Origin of the sequence: Dyadobacter sp., from assembly GCF_039919315.1 — a bacterium.
Classification (GTDB): Bacteria; Bacteroidota; Bacteroidia; order Cytophagales; family Spirosomataceae; genus Dyadobacter.
Map to the genome: position 1 here is coordinate 1 of NZ_JBDSFX010000043.1, position 19,035 is coordinate 19,035.

Sequence of the window (19,035 nt, forward strand, 5' to 3'; positions counted from 1 at the left end):
TGAATGAGTGAATTTCGAATGAGTGAATGATTGAATCAGTGATCATTCACTCATTCAATCATTCAAAATTATAATTTCCCGGCAGCCATAATCAATAGTACCCAGCCAATGATCAAGGCCACTCCGCCGATGGGGGCGGTAGCGCCGAATTTGGTGATTCCGGTAAAACAGATCGCATAGAGCGAACCTGAAAAAATGATCACACCCACAGCAAATGCATTGCCTGACCAGCCCAGTAGCCTGACGGCATCCTGCCCTGCGCGCTGCATTAAAAGTCCCACAAGTACCATCGCCAGTGCGTGGTAGAACTGGTATTTCACAGCGGTTTCAAAAGTTTCCGATCTGCCTGAGGTTTCTAGCATCCCTTTTAATGCATGGGCACCAAAAGCGCCGAGCGCCACGGCCAATGCGCCTAAAATCCCGCCAGCCTGAATCATGAATTTCATATAATAGGATCAATAAAATGATTAGAAGAAGTGTTTCCCCGCTGATTCGCCCGTTTAATAAATAGGGGCTTTATCAGGCCGGTAAAGTTAGGCCGCGGATCAAGGTCAACCAACTCTTTAAGGCAATTTTATTATCTTGCGCAATTAGAATTCAAGCGGACCTACACTACCCGCAAATCTTGGAAAAGACTTATCAAATGACGTTAGAACGCTTTATTCAACTCTGGACTCACCGTTACCATAAATATTCACACATTTTTAAAGCGCGTCTGCTTGGGTATCAGGCCAGGTCACATTTTGCATCGGTCAAACGCAAACTGGGCAAGGAACAGAAGCTGATCGCGATCATTCGTACGGAGCATTTTGGCGATATCATTGCTGCTGAACCCATTGCAAGACACGTCCAGTCGCTCTATCCCAACGCTTATATTGTTTGGTTTGTAAAGCCTGTTTTTCATGAGCTGGTCGATTTTAATCCGGCTGTGAATGAGGTATTTCAGGAGTTTTGCGTTACCCAGCGCGAAGTGCTTTTGCAGGGCAATGTGTTCGACGAAGTTTTCCAGTTACAGTTCAGGAATAATAACCATTGCGACAAATGTCAGGTTTTCGTCGAGAATCCGGTAGCTCAGCAGCGTCACATTGATATTTTTACCTATTTCAATTTTGGGAATTTGCTGGAAGTATTTGCGAAAACGGCGGGGTTAATTTCAGAAAAAGCATCATTTCCCTCCGATGATCAGCCAAAACTTTACTTACAGGAGAGCCACAGGCAGAAGGCTGATTCGCTAAATCTTCCAGGCAAATTCATTGCATTGCATTGCCGCTCCAATTATGCGCCAAAAGACTGGCCGGCCGATCGTTGGGAGCAATTAATTGAATGGCTTGTTGAAAAATATAGGTATCAGATCGTGGAAGTCGGGTCGGCTAGCAACCTGAATGTCAAGGCTAAATCTTACCGAAACCTGTGCGGGCAGTTGTCTATTCTGGAAACAGCGGAAGTGATCCGTCGGGCCGATTACTTTATCGGTCTGGACAGCGGACCGTCGCACCTGGGCAATGCGACAGGTACTTTTGGGATTATATTAATGGGTTCATTGAACAATTTTCCTGACTATAATCCCTACTCAGGCGGTTATGGCAGGCAAGAAAATGCGGTTTTTGTACGCCGGAAAGGCTCGCCCTGCGCCGAACTTTCGTTTGAGTTTGTAAAGGAACAAGTGGAGATTGCATTAGGTACCACCGAACGTAAGGGTTAGTAACTGTTTATCGCGATCCGAAAATCGCGCTGCCTACCCGTACCAATGTGCTACCTTCTTCCATTGCTATCGTATAGTCACCACTCATGCCCATGGAAAGTTCCAGCATTTTGATTTGTTCATTTTCATATTTTCTGAATGATTCGAACAGGTTTTTCAAGCTATGAAATTCCGATCTGACAATGGTTTCGTCCTCCGTATTGGAGGCCATTCCCATCAAGCCGACAATTCTGACGTTGGCCAGCGTATTTAACTCTGCCGAAGTCAGGATTTCGATGGCTTCTTCGTCGGAAAGCCCGAATTTGGTTTCCTCTCTGGCAATGTAGATCTGCAGGAGGCAATCGATAGTCCTGTTATTTTTTTTCGCTTCCTTGTTGATTTCCTTTAATAACTTGAAACTATCTACAGAATGTACCAATGCAACGAAGGATGCCATATATTTGACCTTGTTCGTTTGCAAATGCCCGATCATATGCCACTCGATATCTTTTGGAAGAGCATCATATTTCGAAGCCATTTCCTGTACTTTATTTTCACCAAAACGCTTGGTACCAGCGTTGTAAGCTTCCTGCAACAGTTCTACAGGTTTCGTTTTGGTTACCGCTACCAGCCTGGTTTCCTGTCTTAGTCCTTTTTCTATTTCAGTAATATTCTCAGCGATGGAAGCCATTGAACAGGATTAATTTTTTGATAATAAGTGATTTAAAGCAACAATTTATTCAACGGAGGCTATAAATCGGCGTTAACGTATTTCAAAATTGAAAAAAACATAGTTCTTTTACCAACTAAATTAAAAATTTAACCTTCTGTATGGACTATAACCAGGAACAAAAGCAGGACAGAAAAACACTTTTATGGGCCGCATTGGCCGTATTGCTACTGCTTAATTTGGTACTTGTTTACTTTATATACCACGAGAAGCAGGAAAACCTGGCCAAGGACGAAATTATCACAGCGAAAACGGAAGAAGTCTTATCTATCAAAACGAAACTGGATTCCATCTCTGAGGAACTGGACGTGAAGATTGCGGAGATCCAGAAACTGGGAGGTAGCGTCGACTCACTGATTGCATTGAAAGCGCAGTTGGAGAAGGATAAGAAGGAGCTTAAAAATTCAAATACTTATTCTGCTGCCAGTTACAACAAAAAGATTAAAAATTACGAATCTGTATTGTCGGAAAAAGATGGAGAAATTGCCAAGCTGAAACAGGAGCTGGGCGTTGCAACTTCAAAAAATGAAGAACTCAATCAGAAAGTGACAGGCCTGGAATCTGAAAAGCAGCAGCTCGCTGATTCTGTGGTTAATTATTCAGTCCAAAATAAAGAGCTGAATGATAAAGTAAACATTGCATCGGCGCTTCGGGCTGAAAGTCTGACCGTTAATGCAGTATCTGCCAAAGGAAAAGAACGGGAAGGCGGGAAATACAAAGCCAAACGCATTGACAAGCTGAGAGTGAATTTCAAACTCGGCGAAAATGCGGTTGCGAAACAAAATGAAAAGGAGATTTTCCTTCGTATCCTTGATCCTGATGGTGCGGTGTTGTCGGATATGGCGACAGGCTCAGGTTCATTTATGATGAATGGCAGAGAGCTTATTTACAGTTCCAAACAATCTGTAACATTCAATAATACAGGGCAATCCGTAGATATTTTTTATGGGCGTGGCGGAATTCCTTTGAAAGATGGCAAGTATGCCATTGAAGTTTACAGCGAAGGATTCAAGATAGGGCAGGGCGATTTTACTGTAAAGTAAGCTATCGGACAGAATAAGTTGAAGTTATGTCATCATAGGGCTTGGAATTTCAGATTTCAAGCCCTATTTTTGCACCCTCATTTTGGTGTTTAGCCATTGTGAGAATTTTTACATTTATAATAATTAATCAATTACCGTATGTCTAAGCAATATGAAACGGTGTTCATTCTAACTCCCATTTTGTCTGAGGCCCAGGCAAAGGACGCCGTTGAAAAATTCACTGCAATCATCACCGCAAATGGTGCTACGATTGTACATGAAGAAAATTGGGGATTGCGCAAGCTGGCCTACCCCATCCAAAAGAAAAACTCAGGTTTCTATCACGTAGTAGAATATTCTACGACAGAGGGAAATGTGGTTGACGTTTTGGAAACCGAATTCCGTCGTGACGAGCGCATTCTGCGTTTTATGACTATTGTCCTGGATAAGCATTCAATTGCTTACAACGAAAAGAAACGTAAGGGACTGGTAGGAAGAAAGAAAGAAGAAGCAACTGAATCTAAAACCGAAAACGCATAAGCTATGTCACTCGTAAACGAACCGGTTGAAAAAAATATAAACCGCAAGAAATATTGCCGTTTTAAGAAATCAGGCATTAAATACATCGATTACAAGAACCCCGACTTTTTGTTGAAGCTTGTAAATGAGCAAGGAAAAATCTTGCCACGTCGCCTTACAGGAACCAGCCTGAAATATCAGCGTAAAGTATCCCAGGCTATTAAAAGAGCACGTCATTTGGCTTTATTGCCTTTTGTTGCTGATCAATTGAAATAATAATAGAAAGAGCTACAAACAATGGAAATCATACTAATAACTGATATAGCAGGTGTAGGTTATAAGAACGATATCGTATCTGTGAAAGCAGGTTACGGTCGTAATTATCTTATCCCTCAGGGCTTTGCATTATTGGCTAACCCCTCTAACCGCAAGATCGTTGCCGAAAACGTGCGTCAGGCTTCGCACAAAGCTGAAAAGCTTAAGAAAGACGCAGAAGACATTGCAACGGCAATCGGCGATCTTACAATTGATATCAAAACTGTTGTTGGAGAAAGCGGCCGTATTTTCGGACGTGTTACCAACACGCAGGTTGCTGATATCCTGAAAGCAAAAGGTTTCAACATCGACCGTAAGAAAATTACTTTGGATGATGTGAAATCTGTTGGTACTTATTCAGCATTGATCGATCTTCATAAAGAAGTGAAGCACAAAATCGCTCTGAACGTTATCGCGGCAGAAGATTAATTGTTTTTCTCTTAATCACAAAAAAAAGCAGCCTTTTGGGCTGCTTTTTTTTGTGATTAAGCTGTTAGCGTTTAGCTATTAGCTTTTTACATTGAGATAGCTCACGCCTTAAACCGCTGAGATTAATCTAAATACAGCTAATAACTAATAGCTAACAGCTTTCTACTCAAAGTGCCGGAATCCTCAATACCTGTCCGGGATATATTTTGTCGGGATCGGTTAACATGGGCTTGTTGGCTTCGAAAATAATCGGATACTTCATCATATCGCCATACACGGTTTTAGCAATTTTTGAAAGTGTGTCGCCTTTTTCCACAGTGTGGTAAGTGGCTTCCGGTGCCGGCGTTGCGACCTTTAATTTGTTGTCTACTACCTGTACGCCTTCGACATTGCCCACGGCCAGGGCAATTTTCTCGGCGTCCTCCTGTTGAGCTACTTCTCCTTCAATGGTCACCGTATCTCCTGATGTTTTTACGGTTAAGTTGTTGTAAGCAAGTCCCAATGACTTGACATGCGCCAGCAGCGCACTTGCCCGGAGCGGTTCTTTTTCGGGAGCAGGAGTGGCAGGATCTTCTTTGTGGAATACTTTTTCTCCTACACCTTTTAAAAACGATAGTAAGCCCATGTTTTTGAGTTTTGGTTAAATAATGAAATAGATTAAGGTAATGTCAAAGCTGCCATGACGGTAAGCTTTGTAAATAGAATGATTGCAATTATTATACCAATCTTACCATTGCAGAATTACTTTTCGAATTGACCTCAATGAGGGAAAGGTTTTAGATATCAGCTTCGTACTTTTGCACCAGGTATTTTTCACGCCGACCCACTATTTGCTAGTAATGAATCGCACCGCATCTCTTGATAGATTAAAAAGTGAAACGTTTGATATCTGCATCATAGGAGCGGGCGCAAGTGGCGCCGGTTGTGCGCTGGATGCCGTGTTACGTGGCTACAAAGTGGCTATTATTGACAAAAAGGACTTCGCCTCGGAAACATCTTCCCGCTCAACCAAGCTGATCCACGGCGGTGTAAGGTATTTGGAACAGGCTTTCAAGAAACTGGATTTTGCACAACTGAAGCAGGTCCGCCATGGATTGGAGGAAAGGCACATTGTTTTAAAAAATGCACCCCACCTGGCTCGTCCACTCGCTTTGATGACGCCTGTCAGCTCCTGGCTGGAAGGTTTATACTTCAAAATAGGCTTGCAGCTTTATGATACATTTGCGACCAATGATACATTGCCAAAGAGCAAATGGCTGAATAAGAGGGAAGTAATGGCGAAGATACCGACACTAGATTCTAAAAAATTACATAGCGGTGTCCTGTACTACGATGGTCAGCTTGATGATGCACGTTATTGCCTGGCATTGGTACAGTCTGCGTCGGAAGCAGGAGCGGTAGCAGCGAATTATGTGGACGTTTCGGATTTTCAAAAGGATTCGACCGGAAAAATAAATGGTATACATGTTTCGGATACCCAGTCGGGGACTCCATTTACGATTAAAGCAAAACTGGTTATCAATTGCACCGGACCGTTTTCTGACAAAGTAAGGCTGATGGCCAATTCCGGGCTGCCTGAGCGGCTTCGACCGAGCAAGGGAGTGCACGTCATTCTCCCGAAAGAAACGCTGAACAGCGAGTATGCCATGCTGATTCCGAAAACTTCGGATGGCCGCGTGGTGTTCGCCATTCCGTTTGAGGGAGCGACTATGATCGGAACGACGGACACGGAATGTGATGATATTCAGTCGGAACCGACGTTGAACCAGAAGGAAAAGCAATACCTGGCCGATACCTTGAACCCGTACCTGGCCAAGAAGATCGATATTTCCCAGCTGCGATCTGGTTTTGGAGGTTTACGGCCGCTGCTTTCCGCAGACCCGTCCAAATCAACCAAAAACCTGGTACGCGACCATGAGATCGAGCTGGATGAAGCGTCGGGATTGGTGAGTTTGTTAGGCGGCAAATGGACAACCTATCGGCTCATGGCGAAAGATACCATTGACCAGGCTGATGAGATATTTTCCAAAAACAATGTCTGTACCACCGCGGATCACATTCTTGCAGGTGGTGAAAATTACATATTGGATTCATGGAAAGAGCTTTCCAAAAAATATGATCTGGTACAGGACATCGCCATTCATCTTGTGAAAAAATATGGATCGAGAGCAGAGCTGATCTGCAAACTGACTTTAAATGAGCCGCTACTCAAAGAAAAGTTGAGCGAACATTATCCGTACATCAAAGCGGAAGTAGTGCATGCGGTGCGTAATGAAATGGCAGTTACACCTCGTGACTTTCTGGCCAGAAGAATCCGCCTCGAAATTACAGATTGGGATGAAACCTTGAATTCTTTACCAGTTGTTACGGCATTAATGGCACGGGAATTGGGCTGGAATGCAGAAGAAAAGCAACGGCAGGCGGATGATTATGCGAGAGAAATTAGCAAATTTATTTCTGATGCCGAGTAAGCGCCTTTCAATCACTCACGTTAATTTTACGAATGTACATTACTGACTCAGCCTGTATCTCACCCCAAAAAACTTTCGATAATGCTTTCCTAGAAGGCGATGTAAAGGTACATCTGGGTGACAGGTATGTTGCTATCGAACCTAATTACGGTCAGCTGATCCCGGCGGGCTTGCTCCGGCGAATGGGTAAGGCCGTACGTATGGGTGTAGGAGCCGGCCTTCCGCTTATACAAAGATCCCAAGTAGATGGAATCATCCTGGGGACGGCAAATGGAGGGCTGGAAGACTGCCTCAAATTCCTGAACCAGATCGTGGACTACAATGAAGGCACACTAACACCCACCAATTTTGTACAAAGTACGCCCAATGCAGTAGCAGGTAACCTTGCATTGATGAGCAAAACGACGGGGTACAATACCACTCACGTTCACAGAGGCCTCGCTTTCGAGAGTGCATTGCTGGATGCTATGCTGCTTTTTGGAGAAAAAAGGGCCAATTCGATGCTGGTAGGTAGTGTTGAAGAAATCTCGGACTACAACCACAACATTGATTTTCTGGACGGCACATTTAAAACTGGCGAAATTTCTTCTGAAACATTATTTGAAATGGATTCACCAGGATCGGTGAATGGTGAGGGGGCGACGATGTTCACGCTCGAACCCGAAAACAGCCAAAATGCGAAGGCGCAGATTACAGATGTGTACCAGACGAGTTACTTACAGGAAAGTGAATTGGGAGACAGGATTCGCTATTTATTGGATCGTAACGGACTTCGTACGAGCGACATTGACACGCTGATCTTGGGAATAAGCGGCGATAATCGCACGGATCATTGGTATACAAAATTACAAACCGAGCTTTTCCCAGCTAGCAATACATTCACTTATAAGAATATGGTAGGAGACTATCCGACGGCATCGGCTTTCGCGGTATGGCTCGCGTTACAGTTGCTTTCCGGTAAAAGCCTGCCGGAGCAATGTGTTTATGGCAGACGCGTTTCCCGGAAAACTGAGCATGTACTGATCTACAATCATTATAAGGCGGAGCAGCACGGTTTCATTCTGCTCCGCCGATAAATCGAAATTATTGAGCGCTTTCCGCGTTGCTCTCCTTCATTTTAATCACTTTCGCGAGCGTTGGCAGGATGGTATCGTGCTTTCTGACAAATGGGTTAGACTGGTCCCAAACGTAACCGGCAAGGACGGAACAGATCTGGTTTTTGAAATCATTGTCAACTTCCTTGGCGAATACGATGGTCTGGAAATCGCCGCTATACCAGCCTGACACGTAACTTCTGAAAACGTCAATTCCTTTTTGGATCACATCTTCATATTCTGTTTTCCAGTCTACGGCTTCTCCCTGCAAATGTCTGTGGGTCATTTTGGCGGACAATAAACCGGAAGCAGTGGCGAATGTGACCCCTGATGAGAATATCGGATCAAGAAATTCGGTACTATTTCCTGAAAGCACGAATCCATCGCCGTACATTTTTTTGACTCCAATGGAGTAACCCAAAATGTTACGAGGCTCAAATTTCAATGCAGAATTCTTAAATCTTCCGTTGAGATCGTCAAAATCACGAATGAATGCTTTATATTTTTCACCATTGTTTTCGGCCATTTCCATGATTTTCTCCTTGTCGCCAACGATACCTACGGAAGTGGAGCCGTCGGAGAATGGAATAGCCCAGATCCAGGAGCGGTTATTGTCAAAGGAGTGTACGAAAATGTTATTACTCGCCTCCTCAGAACGGTTTTTGTCTTCCAAATGGGAGAAAATAGCGCCTCTTGGCGAGAATGCAGATGGCTTGCTCAGATCAAATAACCGTGGCAGTACACGGCCATATCCGCTTGAATCAATGATGAATTTGCAGGATATCTGATGAATGTTACCGTCGATATCTTGGTATTCCAGCACCTGAACATCCGGTGTGCAGGTTACTTTCAAGACTTCGCATTCAAAATTCACATCGACTCCTTTTGCCTGTGCAGCCTCTGCGAGCGTACTGTCAAAATCGGCGCGCTTCACCTGCCAGGTCCACGTCCAGCCCTTTGTAAATTGTTCAGAAAAGAAAAATTCGCATCTTTTTTCTCCCCGCATGAATGCCGCACCTGTCTTTTTCTGAAAGTTTTTGGCTTTGACAGCTTCCAGCAGGCCTGATTCATCCAAATGCTGCATGCAGCAGGGAAGCAAGCTTTCACCAATCTGGAAGCGCGGAAATTTCTCTTTTTCCAGAATGGTCACATCATACCCTTGATTTTTCAAATAGGAAGCGGCAACGGTACCGGCTGGTCCTGCACCGATCACGACAACATCAACAGTTCGCATGTTAGGCATTTTTTACTTTTTGAATAAGTTTATCTTTATCTACAAAGGAAAAGCAAGTTACAAAAGCGCTGACGGTAACACCTAGAATCCCGTGCATAGAAATATTCTGACCGGTCAGGTGAAGGTTAGGTACTCTCGTTTTGGTATTGATCTGAGTCCGACTGGGTGATTGAGAGTTCTTTAATATGCCGTACAATGAGCCGTCGCGGTTCCCGATATAATCGCGAAAGGTGAGCGGTGAGGCACTATGAACAGCCTTTATTTTACCAGTAATACCCGGAAAAACCTGTTCAAGCTTAGCTAGCACCTTTTTTTCCTTGCATTGTTTGAATTCTGCATATTCCGCATCCCGCTTGCCTGGCTCAGCGACTGTGCTGAATGTATCAGCCCATTTTTCAGTTTCACAGGATTTCATATAGGTCATAATCGACATGGAATCTGCATACTTGCCTGTTTTGGAAATATATGGCGTACAGATAAAGTAGGTTTGCGGCCACGTTTCTTCGTCATAGTCAATGCCTCCCCAGACGCTGTCTATATGATGCTGGTAAATGTTATAATTAAGGTATTCGAAACTGTTTTCATGAAAAGAAATATGGACCAGAAATGTCGATATGCTGTTTTCAAGCCCCTGAACCCGGTTTTTATATACATTTAAAAAACGATCAGCGCCAAAAATGTCGATACTGACGGCCGGGTGAGCATTGGATATGAATTGCTTTCCTTTGAAAGTCTCACCATTGGCAAGTACCACCTCCGTGATCTCGCCCGCTTCATTGTAGTTCGCGGAAACTACCTTTTTATGCTTATAAATCTCTCCGCCGTTTTTACGAATCGCCCTGCTCATCTGAATGGCGATCTGTGAGCCGCCATCAATAAACTTATAAGAGCCTGACAGATAGCTTTTCATAATCAGTGCATGCACATAAAACGGTGTTTTGTCTTGAACGCCCGCATAGAGCAGATTGGAGCCTGCCAGCACATTCTGCAATCTAACATTATCGGTTAGTGACGCAATATAATCGTGTGCGTTCATGCCCAGCACATCGCCATCCATCTGGTAATTTTCACCCGAAATGCGGAGATTGTATAGTGGGAATTTATTACAGATTTCAATGATTTTGTCGCAATAGGCTTCTATCGCTCCTTTTTCCTCAGGAAAGTAGCCGATCAATGTTTCCTTAAACCGGTCAAATCCTTGGGCATAATGATACTCCGAACCATCATTGAAACGGACGACATCAAATTTGTCATCATCCATTCTTTTAATTTTCAGGTGTTCCAGAATGCCGAAATATTTGAAGAACTGATACAGGTTCTCACCTTTATCCATACTTCCTACATAATGAACACCCGTGTCATAAATGCTCTTGTCCCGGCTGTAAACTTGCAAATGCCCGCCAATCTGATGGTTTTTCTCCAAAACCACCACGCTGTAACCTTCCGACGCAAGAATATTTGCACAGGCCAGACCGCCAAGCCCGCTTCCAACAATCACAAAATCGTACTCTTTTTGACCCTCGGAAGATTGCATTTAAAGGTTGATGAAATAGTTTAAATAATTGGTTGTCAGAATATTGTAGTAATCTTAGTGGTGTCGTAAAACAAAAAGCACATTGGACGTATTATTGGAATGTTCCAGCATTTCAAAGCTCAAATAGTGCTTTGCGGCGAAACTGCGAATGTTATCGGAAGAGAAAAAATGGAAGTCGCCCGATTTTCTGTTGAATGAAAATAAGCCTGTCGACAGTGCCTCGGTAGTCTTGGTATTTTTATGTTTTTCCTCATTGTCAGTGATGCCGTCCCGGATGAATAATATCCCGCCAGGATTGAGCGCGGCGGCACAGCGATCCAGCAAAGTGAGTTGCTTTTCTTTTGATAAATAATGCAGGATATCATTCAAAAATATGACATCGTGCACACCACAATCTGCGGTCATAATATCCTCATGTACAAACTGTAACTGATTTGTCTTATTATAACTGTTCTGCGCGATCCGGACCTTTTCCTCATCATAGTCGATCCCGTTAATGATCCTTTCTGCATTTTTATAATGCAGATAAAAAGACAAATATCCATATCCGCAACCGATATCCAGAATGTTTTTTCTGTCAGCTATTAAATGGTTGTAAAATGCGTAATTCTTGCTTTCCAGATTCCACTTGATTTTAAAATACCATTCCAGCACAGGCCCTTTGAAGACATAATTGGTAAAGACTTTGTGTTTCAGGTAAGCCACATCTTCCATTTCATATTTGTAAGCCGCAAATTCGGTTTTAAAATGGGTAGCAATGTTTTTCGTCCTGTCCCGAAGCGTCGTTCCCCATTGTGGATCGTTGTGTGCCAGGCGTGGCATGACACGCACATTGAGTGCGCCGGAACTGATCAAAAAATCATTTTTGGGTAGTACGTCCGAGGCTCCGTGGAGTAAAAGGGGCTGAATGTCGAGGTTGAGCTGCTCCGCCAGATGAAATGCTCCCTTGTGAAATCGCCCGATCGTGCCATCCTGCGACCGCGTTCCTTCCGGAAAAACAAGCAGTGAGTAGCCGTCGGTAACGAGTTCTTTCAGTTTTCTGATATTTTCCTCCGGACCATCGTCCGTGTACACGTAGCCCGCATAACGGATGATGGGCCCGAAGAATGGGGAATTGTAGACCCAGCCTTTTACCATCAGCACAATTTTCGGATGCAGCATGATCGCCAGCAGAATGTCGAGGAATGAGGTATGGTTAGCGATGAAGATCACTGGCTTGTCCATATTCAGATTTTCAAGGCCAGAGAAATTTTTTCGCACGTGCGGGCCGGAGTAGATGACCGTTTTAGCATAAAACGATAGCGATCTGTTGATCATTTCTCGCTTCCTTTTCTTCGAAATGGGCAAAATAAGAATGGTAACCAGCTTGGAATGCAGAAAAAGGCATCCTGACAGAAAATACGTGAAACTCGAAACGCTGATCAGGAAGGGCAACATGGTGACCGGTGCCTTCTTTTTTGCAATTCGGTTTTGGACAAAAAAATCAAAGAAAACAGGCTGGAAAACGAATGAAATGAAGAGTATACAAACAATTCCCAGCACGCTGATCAGTGCAATGGAGTGAATGGCGGGATGCTTGGCGAAAATGAGAACGCCGGTACCTATGATGGTAGTAGTAGCTGACAATGCGATCGCCGACTGGTAAGAACGCAGGGTATCCTTGCCGGTTTTGTACTTGCTGAGCAGGCCATCAGTCACAAAAATGCTGAAATCGTCGCCGAGCCCAAAGATGAATGTGGTGACGATGACATTGACGAAATTGAATTTAATGCCCAAAATCGCGGCTATACCGAGAATCCAAATCCAACTGATCACCATGGGTAGAAATGACAGGAATGTCAGTTCAATGCGGCCGTAAACGATTAGTAATGTGAAGAATACAATGGAAGCTGAGATCAGCAAAAGGTAGTTGAAATCGTCCTTAACCATCGTAAGCAACTCGCCGGCAAGTTCGCCCCGGTCAAATATCTCAACGCCGGGGACCTTGCGAAGTTCTTTTTTTACCTCAGAAAGCTGTTCTTGAGGGGCGATCAGCGTGGTAATGAATGTGGTTCCGGACGATTTGATATCAACCAGATTATCTATTCCAAGCTCGTTGAATAAGGTGTCCAGGGAGACAGAACTTTGGTTTCTGCCAGCCACCCAATTTTTGAAATCATTGAAAGCGTAGGTATTGAAGCCACTTTTGGCAGCAGTTTGATCCAATATCCTGAACGTGGAATCTTTTCGCTGCACATTCCAGAACTCATTCCACCGCTGCTTTCGTTCGATTTGAAGGTCACGGGGAATCAGAAACGCGCCCGACGACACAAAGTTGTTGATCTTATCGTTGCGTTTGAGCTCTACCAGTTTTTGAAATACATCAAAATTGGTTTTTTCTGCATTGGCGCGCACCGGACTGGAAGCAAAAACGTAGATCCGCTTTTCCGCCCTCGGATTGATACCGGTAAGCGCCTGCTCTCTGCTGCTCAGGTCATCATCCTGAATGCTCAGGTTTTCGAAACCGCTGTCAAATTCAGTAAAACGTGCGAAATAGAGGAACACCAGTGTGAGCACACCAATCGCGACCAGTACATAGGACCTTACCGAGGCAGGTATTTTCGGAATATTGAAGGAACGCTGTTCTTCCGGGATCTTTTTGTAGTCAAATGAAGACGCATCGAGAAGGATCGGAAGGGCTATTAATGTAAATAGGGCAGCACCGAGCAGGCTGAGCGAAGCGAACAAGCCGAAATCCTGTAACACAGCTGAATTAGCAAAATGCAATGCACTGAAAGCCATGATAGTCGTAAAGCTGCCAGTGAGCAAAGGCGCGCTTACTTCTTTAATGGCCTGCGAAATAGAATGGGTATGCCGCAGATGTGTAAAAAAATGAAAGGCGTAATCGAGTAATATACCAAAGATTACCGCTCCGGTCGCGAGCGAAATGCCTGAAATTTCGGGCCGGATGTAACCAATGATTCCCAATGCAAAAATTCCGCCGAACAAACCCGGCAGGATAATGTAAATGGGTACCAGCAATTTCCGATAATAGGCGATCAGCAGCAGCAATATCCCACCCAGGGCTAAGAAAGACGTAAAATAGGAATCACGCTTGACCTGAATGGCGTTTCTGGCAGAAATTTCAAAAGTCCCGAAATAGGTGAAATGATTGTACCGGTTCTGCTTGTTCCATTTAGCCCTGAACGTTTCAGTCAGATTGTACAGCTCAACATTCTTCTCTGAATTGCCGGAATCATAGCTTGTGGAGGCAAAAACGATGATTTTCTTCCTGTCCGCGCTGAACATAACACCATCGTCAAGGAGCATTCCATTGGAGTTATTATTAGCATTGAGCTCCCGAAAATACTTTCCGGTAATGCCAAGCGGATCATTGACAATAAACTGTTTTAGAAATGATCCTCCCGGCGTAACGAGCTGATTACGTGTGCCGGTAATCGAGGTTCGAATGGAATCCGGTATTAGTTTTGCATTGATATGGGCATAATATTCCGGATTAATGAGCTGGGGAAAATGGGTATAGACATACGCATATACATCTTCCTGCACATTGGGCCTTTCGGCCTGGATATTTCGAATGTAGCCGTTGGTGTACCGGCCTAGGGAATCGGAGAAAGCGTCGGCTAGCTCTTTTGCTTCTTCTGTACCAGTTTCAGCAGGTATTTCAATGGAAAATACGATCTGGTTGATGATATTTTTACTTTCCACCAAACGATTGAATTCTTCGAAGCTTTTACCATGCGGTAGGGTAGCGAAAATACTTTCGGTTACTTTTAGGCGAAAAATCCCTGCAAAAAGTATGCTGACAATGACGGCTAGGCTAAGAAAAAACGCGGTTTTGTGACTGGAAAGAAATTTATTTAGCCTTAAAAGTAAATCGCCGATCATGGACAGGGGAAACGTGAGTGTCCGACAAAATTAATGAAATGTACAGATCCGGCAACTGACGGACGAATTACAGACTACGCACCCCGGCCTGTGGGTTACGGGCCTGGGGTGACTGACTTGGCAAAGCCGCAAAAAAAGATTTATTTTACACAATATTAATTACGCTATCACTAAATGAATAGTATTTCCTTAGCTCAGATCGAGCAGTATGCTTTTGAAAAGAAGGAATTTATCTTGCCCGAAAACGCCCTCAATCAAGTTTCGAAATCCTTTGCCTTTCTAACGAATTTCTCCAAAGATAAAATTATATATGGAATCAACACCGGTTTTGGACCGATGGCCCAGTACCGGATTGAGACCGACAAACTAAGTAACCTGCAATACAACCTGATCCGCAGCCATTCCAGCGGAATCGGTAAGCCGCTGAATGAAATTTATGCCCGCAGCGTCATGGTTGCCCGTTTGAATTCGTTTTTGCAGGCCAATTCGGGGGTTAGTACCGCGGTAATTAGGCAGTTAGTGGCATTTTTGAACAAAGGTATCGTTCCTGAGATTTTTGAACACGGTAGTGTGGGAGCCAGCGGAGACCTGGTTCAGCTGTCGCACCTGGGCCTTAACCTGATCGGAGAGGGGTATGTCTACGAAGATGGTATCAGGAGAAAAACGGCGGATGTTTTAGCTGAAAAGGCCATTGAGCCGCTCAAAATGGAACTTCGTGACGGTCTTGGCCTGATCAATGGTACCTCATGCATGACGGGCATGGCTGCGATCAATGTTATTTATGCCAAACGTCTTTTGCAATGGGCGATAGCAGCTTCTTCGATGTTGAATGAGGTGATTGAAGCGTTTGATGATTCTTTTTCGAAGCAATTGAATGCGGTCAAACATCACAAAGGTCAGCAACTGATCGCGCAGCAAATGCGTGATTTTGTGGCGGGCAGCCAAATGATCCGTAGTCGCGAGGAGTTGTTTAAGGATGATACCGCGCTGCAACGCAAGGAATTTGAACGTAAAATTCAGGAATACTATTCGGTAAGGTGCGTGCCGCAGATTCTGGGGCCGATACTGGATACCATTCAATATGCCCAGGAAGTCATTGAAAATGAATTGAATTCGACCAATGACAATCCGATCGTGAGCCCGGAGGATGACAATGTATTTCACGGCGGGAATTTTCACGGTGATTATATTTCGCTGGAAATGGATAAGGTAAAAATAGTGCTGACGAAGCTGTCCATGCTGATGGAACGCCAGCTAAACTTCCTGATGAACAGCAAACTGAATGGTAAATTTCCTCCGTTCCTGAATGCAGGAACCTGGGGGCTAAACTTTGGCTTTCAGGGTGTGCAGTTTACCGCTACATCCACAACTGCCGAAAATCAGGCGTTATCCAGCTCGGTGTATGTGCATAGTATTCCCAATAACAATGATAATCAGGATATTGTGAGTATGGGTACCAACAGCGCGGTGCTCGCCAAGCAGGTGCTGGAAAACTCATTTCAGGTGATGTCCATTCATATTATGGCGATCTGCCAGGCGATTGATCTGCTGGACCCTGAGGAAAAAGAGAGACTCTCGCCTAATGCCAAATCCATTTACGACCGGATTCGGACCAAGGCACATTTTGTAAAAGAAGACCTACCACAGGCTGAAAGTATAGCCGCTGTTTTGGAATACATTAAAGAAACCCCGTTTAAATTATGAGTTGTGCATTGGTAACAGGCGCATCCAGAGGAATTGGCCGCGCGATTGCGGTGCAGCTGGCCAAAGACCATGGACTATATATTCTGGTCAATTATGCTTCTAATCAGGTTGCTGCGGAGGAAACGCTGGCTGCTATTGTTGCTTCCGGAGGCGAGGGAGAACTTTTACAGTTTGACGTGCAGGTAAAGCAGGAGGTGGACGATGCACTGAACATCTGGAAGGAGAAGAACGAAGATAAGACCATCAGCGTTTTAGTGAACAATGCTGGCGTAACCCGCGACGGGCTGTTTATGTGGATGCCTGAAAAGGATTGGGATGAAGTGCTGGGAACGTCTGCAAAAGGGTTTTTCAATGTAACCCAGAATGCCATTCAGCAAATGCTGCGGAAGCGCACCGGGCGGATCGTCAATATCGCGTCGGTGTCGGGGATGAAGGGAGTAGCGGGGCAGACCAATTATTCAGCTGCGAAAGGAGCGATCATTTCCGCGACCAAAGCATTGGCGCAGGAAGTAGCGAAACGGAAGATTACAGTGAATGCAGTAGCGCCGGGATTTATCACCAGCGACATGACCAAAGACCTGAACGAGGAGGAATTGAAACAAATGATCCCGATGAACAGGTTTGGAAAAGCCGAGGAAGTCGCTCATCTGGTGAGTTTTTTGGTTTCCGACAAAGCTGCCTACATTACCGGCGAGGTGATCAACATTAACGGAGGAATTTATTCATAATCAATGAGCCACAGAGTTGTGATAACCGGTATAGGTATTTACTCTTGTCTGGGTGCGAACCTGGACGAGGTGAAAAACGCGCTATATGCCGGTAAGAGTGGTATTATATTTGACCAGGTCAGAAAAGATTTCGGCTTCCGCTCGGCATTGACGGGTATGGTGCCAGAGCCCGACCTCAAAAATTTCTTGTCAAGAAGGCAGCGACTGGGCATGCACCAGCCCGCGATCTACGCTTACATGGCCACGAAAGAAGCCTTGGAACTCTCCGGGTTGGACATTGATTTTCTGGAAAAAAGCGAAACAGGCATTATATATGGTAACGACAGCACGGCCGCTTCGGTGGTAGAAGCTGTGGATAAAGCCAAAGAAAAACACGACACGACGCTGATCGGCAGCGGTGCTATTTTTCAAAATATGAACAGCACGGTGAACATGAACCTTTCGACGATATTCAAACTGAAAGGTATCAATTTCACATTGAGCGCAGCCTGCGCCTCGGGGTCACATTCCATTGGCATGGGTTACCTGATGATCAGCCAGGGATTGCAGGACAGAGTTATTTGTGGCGGCGCGCAGGAAATCAATGCTGCTGCCATGGCCAGTTTTGACGGATTAGGTACATTTTCAGTCCGCGAATCTGAACCAGCCAGAGCTTCTAGGCCATTTGACCGTGATCGCGACGGCCTGATTCCGAGTGGCGGCGCAGCTACCGTGATCCTTGAATCCTACGAATCGGCGGTACAAAGAGGCGCGCCTATTTTAGCTGAATTGATCGGATATGGCTTTTCTTCCAATGGGGACCATATTTCAAACCCGAGTATTGACGGGCAGGTAAGGTCGCTAAAAATGGCTTTAAAGCAAGCAGGTATCTCTGTTAATGACGTCGATTACATCAATGCGCACGCTACTTCCACGCCTGTGGGGGACGGAAGCGAGGCGCGGGCGATCTACGAGGTTTTTGGAGGAGACGTACCTGTGAGTTCTACGAAATCGATGACAGGCCATGAATGCTGGATGGCCGGCGCGAGTGAAATAGTCTATTCTACACTCATGATGCAGCATTCCTTCATTGCTCCCAACATTAATTTTGAAAACCCTGACGAGGATTCGGCCCGTATCAACATCATTCCTCAAACGAAGGAGCAAAACATAGACTGCTTCCTTTCCAATTCTTTCGGATTTGGCGGAACCAATTCAACGCTGATAATCAAAAAGTTCCGCAATTAAGTCGGATTTCCCTGCTTTCGGACTTCGTAAACGGCGGTATCCGGCGGGAGAAAATGTGTATTTTTGTTCTACACAAATATTCCGGGCGCATCAATGAAATTTTATTGAAATCATTGTGTCGCAGATATATTATATTTTAATATTTAGGAATATTTTTAAACTATCAGCACAATTAAATTAATTTTGTAGCCATGTATGCTAACGACGTAAAAATGAGTTGGGAAGAAGTTATTGAAGAAACCAGAGATTTTTTATCTGAGGAATTTGAGGTGGACCGGGATCTGATTCTTCCTGAAAACAGTCTGAAAGACACACTGGATTTGGATAGTTTGGATTACGTGGACCTGGTTGTGCTCATCGAGGAGAATCTCAATGTCAAACTAACCGGCGAAGACTTTAAGGAAATTGCTACGTTCGGCGATTTCTATCAGCTTGTACGCAAGAAACTTGCACTATAAT

Annotated in this window: 17 protein-coding genes; 11 read left to right on the plus strand and 6 right to left on the minus strand. The window is 44.5% G+C overall.

All coding sequences use genetic code 11. The features are described from left to right. Window positions 1-68: 68 nt before the first annotated feature. Window positions 69-446 (minus strand): DUF423 domain-containing protein, encoded by a 378-nt coding sequence (locus tag ABIO93_RS11620; RefSeq protein WP_348067707.1) that lies wholly within the window; start codon window positions 444-446, stop codon window positions 69-71. A 197-nt stretch (window positions 447-643) separates the two neighbouring features. Here ABIO93_RS11620 and ABIO93_RS11625 point away from each other — a divergent pair, with 197 nt between their 5' ends. Beyond that, window positions 644-1,702 carry a glycosyltransferase family 9 protein gene (locus ABIO93_RS11625; protein ID WP_348067709.1) on the plus strand — a complete coding sequence of 353 codons (1,059 nt, stop codon included), beginning with the start codon at window positions 644-646 and terminating at the stop codon, window positions 1,700-1,702. 7 nt (window positions 1,703-1,709) lie between these two features. Here ABIO93_RS11625 and ABIO93_RS11630 read toward each other — a convergent pair whose 3' ends face one another. Next, window positions 1,710-2,372 carry a YggS family pyridoxal phosphate-dependent enzyme gene (locus ABIO93_RS11630; RefSeq protein WP_348067711.1) on the minus strand — a complete coding sequence of 221 codons (663 nt, stop codon included), beginning with the start codon at window positions 2,370-2,372 and terminating at the stop codon, window positions 1,710-1,712. Window positions 2,373-2,512: 140 nt separating this feature from the next. Here ABIO93_RS11630 and ABIO93_RS11635 point away from each other — a divergent pair, with 140 nt between their 5' ends. From ABIO93_RS11635 to rplI, 4 genes are all read left to right on the plus strand, one after another. Continuing rightward, window positions 2,513-3,454, plus strand: a complete 942-nt coding sequence (locus ABIO93_RS11635; protein ID WP_348067713.1) for a hypothetical protein — start codon at window positions 2,513-2,515, stop codon at window positions 3,452-3,454. Window positions 3,455-3,592: 138 nt separating this feature from the next. Continuing rightward, entirely contained in the window at window positions 3,593-3,973 is a 381-nt protein-coding gene (rpsF, locus tag ABIO93_RS11640; protein ID WP_348067715.1) for a 30S ribosomal protein S6, read from the plus strand. Window positions 3,974-3,976: 3 nt separating this feature from the next. Further along, the gene (gene rpsR / locus ABIO93_RS11645; protein ID WP_138280541.1) at window positions 3,977-4,228 is read left to right on the plus strand and encodes a 30S ribosomal protein S18; all 252 of its coding nucleotides are present in this window, start codon (window positions 3,977-3,979) and stop codon (window positions 4,226-4,228) included. A 21-nt stretch (window positions 4,229-4,249) separates the two neighbouring features. Next, window positions 4,250-4,696: a 50S ribosomal protein L9 gene (rplI, locus tag ABIO93_RS11650; protein ID WP_348067717.1), complete on the plus strand. Its 447-nt coding sequence runs from the start codon at window positions 4,250-4,252 to the stop codon at window positions 4,694-4,696. Window positions 4,697-4,862: 166 nt separating this feature from the next. Here rplI and lysM read toward each other — a convergent pair whose 3' ends face one another. After that, complete coding sequence (lysM, locus tag ABIO93_RS11655) at window positions 4,863-5,321, minus strand: peptidoglycan-binding protein LysM (protein WP_348067719.1); 459 nt, start codon at window positions 5,319-5,321, stop codon at window positions 4,863-4,865. A gap of 214 nt (window positions 5,322-5,535) precedes the next feature. On the opposite strand from lysM, the gene ABIO93_RS11660 reads away from it, so the two are divergent. Both ABIO93_RS11660 and ABIO93_RS11665 read left to right on the plus strand, forming a co-directional pair. Continuing rightward, window positions 5,536-7,167, plus strand: a complete 1,632-nt coding sequence (locus ABIO93_RS11660) for an FAD-dependent oxidoreductase (protein WP_348067721.1) — start codon at window positions 5,536-5,538, stop codon at window positions 7,165-7,167. A gap of 32 nt (window positions 7,168-7,199) precedes the next feature. Next, a complete protein-coding gene (locus ABIO93_RS11665; protein WP_348067723.1) occupies window positions 7,200-8,243 on the plus strand; it encodes a beta-ketoacyl synthase chain length factor in 1,044 nt (347 codons plus the stop codon). A 7-nt stretch (window positions 8,244-8,250) separates the two neighbouring features. Here ABIO93_RS11665 and ABIO93_RS11670 read toward each other — a convergent pair whose 3' ends face one another. The 3 genes from ABIO93_RS11670 to ABIO93_RS11680 are packed head-to-tail and all read right to left on the minus strand — an operon-like array spanning window position 8,251 to window position 14,917. Continuing rightward, window positions 8,251-9,495, minus strand: coding sequence for an NAD(P)/FAD-dependent oxidoreductase (locus tag ABIO93_RS11670; protein WP_348067725.1), 1,245 nt, complete (start codon window positions 9,493-9,495; stop codon window positions 8,251-8,253). 1 nt (window position 9,496) lies between these two features. Next, window positions 9,497-11,029, minus strand: coding sequence for an NAD(P)/FAD-dependent oxidoreductase (locus tag ABIO93_RS11675; protein ID WP_348067727.1), 1,533 nt, complete (start codon window positions 11,027-11,029; stop codon window positions 9,497-9,499). Between the two features lie 54 nt (window positions 11,030-11,083). Further along, the gene (locus ABIO93_RS11680) at window positions 11,084-14,917 is read right to left on the minus strand and encodes a 1-acyl-sn-glycerol-3-phosphate acyltransferase (RefSeq protein WP_348067729.1); all 3,834 of its coding nucleotides are present in this window, start codon (window positions 14,915-14,917) and stop codon (window positions 11,084-11,086) included. A 174-nt stretch (window positions 14,918-15,091) separates the two neighbouring features. On the opposite strand from ABIO93_RS11680, the gene ABIO93_RS11685 reads away from it, so the two are divergent. The 4 genes from ABIO93_RS11685 to ABIO93_RS11700 all read left to right on the plus strand — a co-directional run bounded on the left by ABIO93_RS11685 (window position 15,092) and on the right by ABIO93_RS11700 (window position 19,034). Further along, window positions 15,092-16,621: an aromatic amino acid ammonia-lyase gene (locus ABIO93_RS11685; protein ID WP_348067731.1), complete on the plus strand. Its 1,530-nt coding sequence runs from the start codon at window positions 15,092-15,094 to the stop codon at window positions 16,619-16,621. Continuing rightward, on the plus strand, window positions 16,618-17,349 hold the full coding sequence (gene fabG, locus ABIO93_RS11690; protein ID WP_348067733.1) for a 3-oxoacyl-ACP reductase FabG: 732 nt from the start codon (window positions 16,618-16,620) through the stop codon (window positions 17,347-17,349). Before ABIO93_RS11685 ends, fabG begins: the two co-directional genes overlap by 4 nt. A 3-nt stretch (window positions 17,350-17,352) precedes the next feature. Continuing rightward, window positions 17,353-18,576, plus strand: coding sequence for a beta-ketoacyl-[acyl-carrier-protein] synthase family protein (locus ABIO93_RS11695; protein WP_348067735.1), 1,224 nt, complete (start codon window positions 17,353-17,355; stop codon window positions 18,574-18,576). Window positions 18,577-18,767: 191 nt separating this feature from the next. Further along, window positions 18,768-19,034, plus strand: a complete 267-nt coding sequence (locus tag ABIO93_RS11700; protein WP_348067737.1) for a phosphopantetheine-binding protein — start codon at window positions 18,768-18,770, stop codon at window positions 19,032-19,034. Window position 19,035 lies beyond the last annotated feature (1 nt).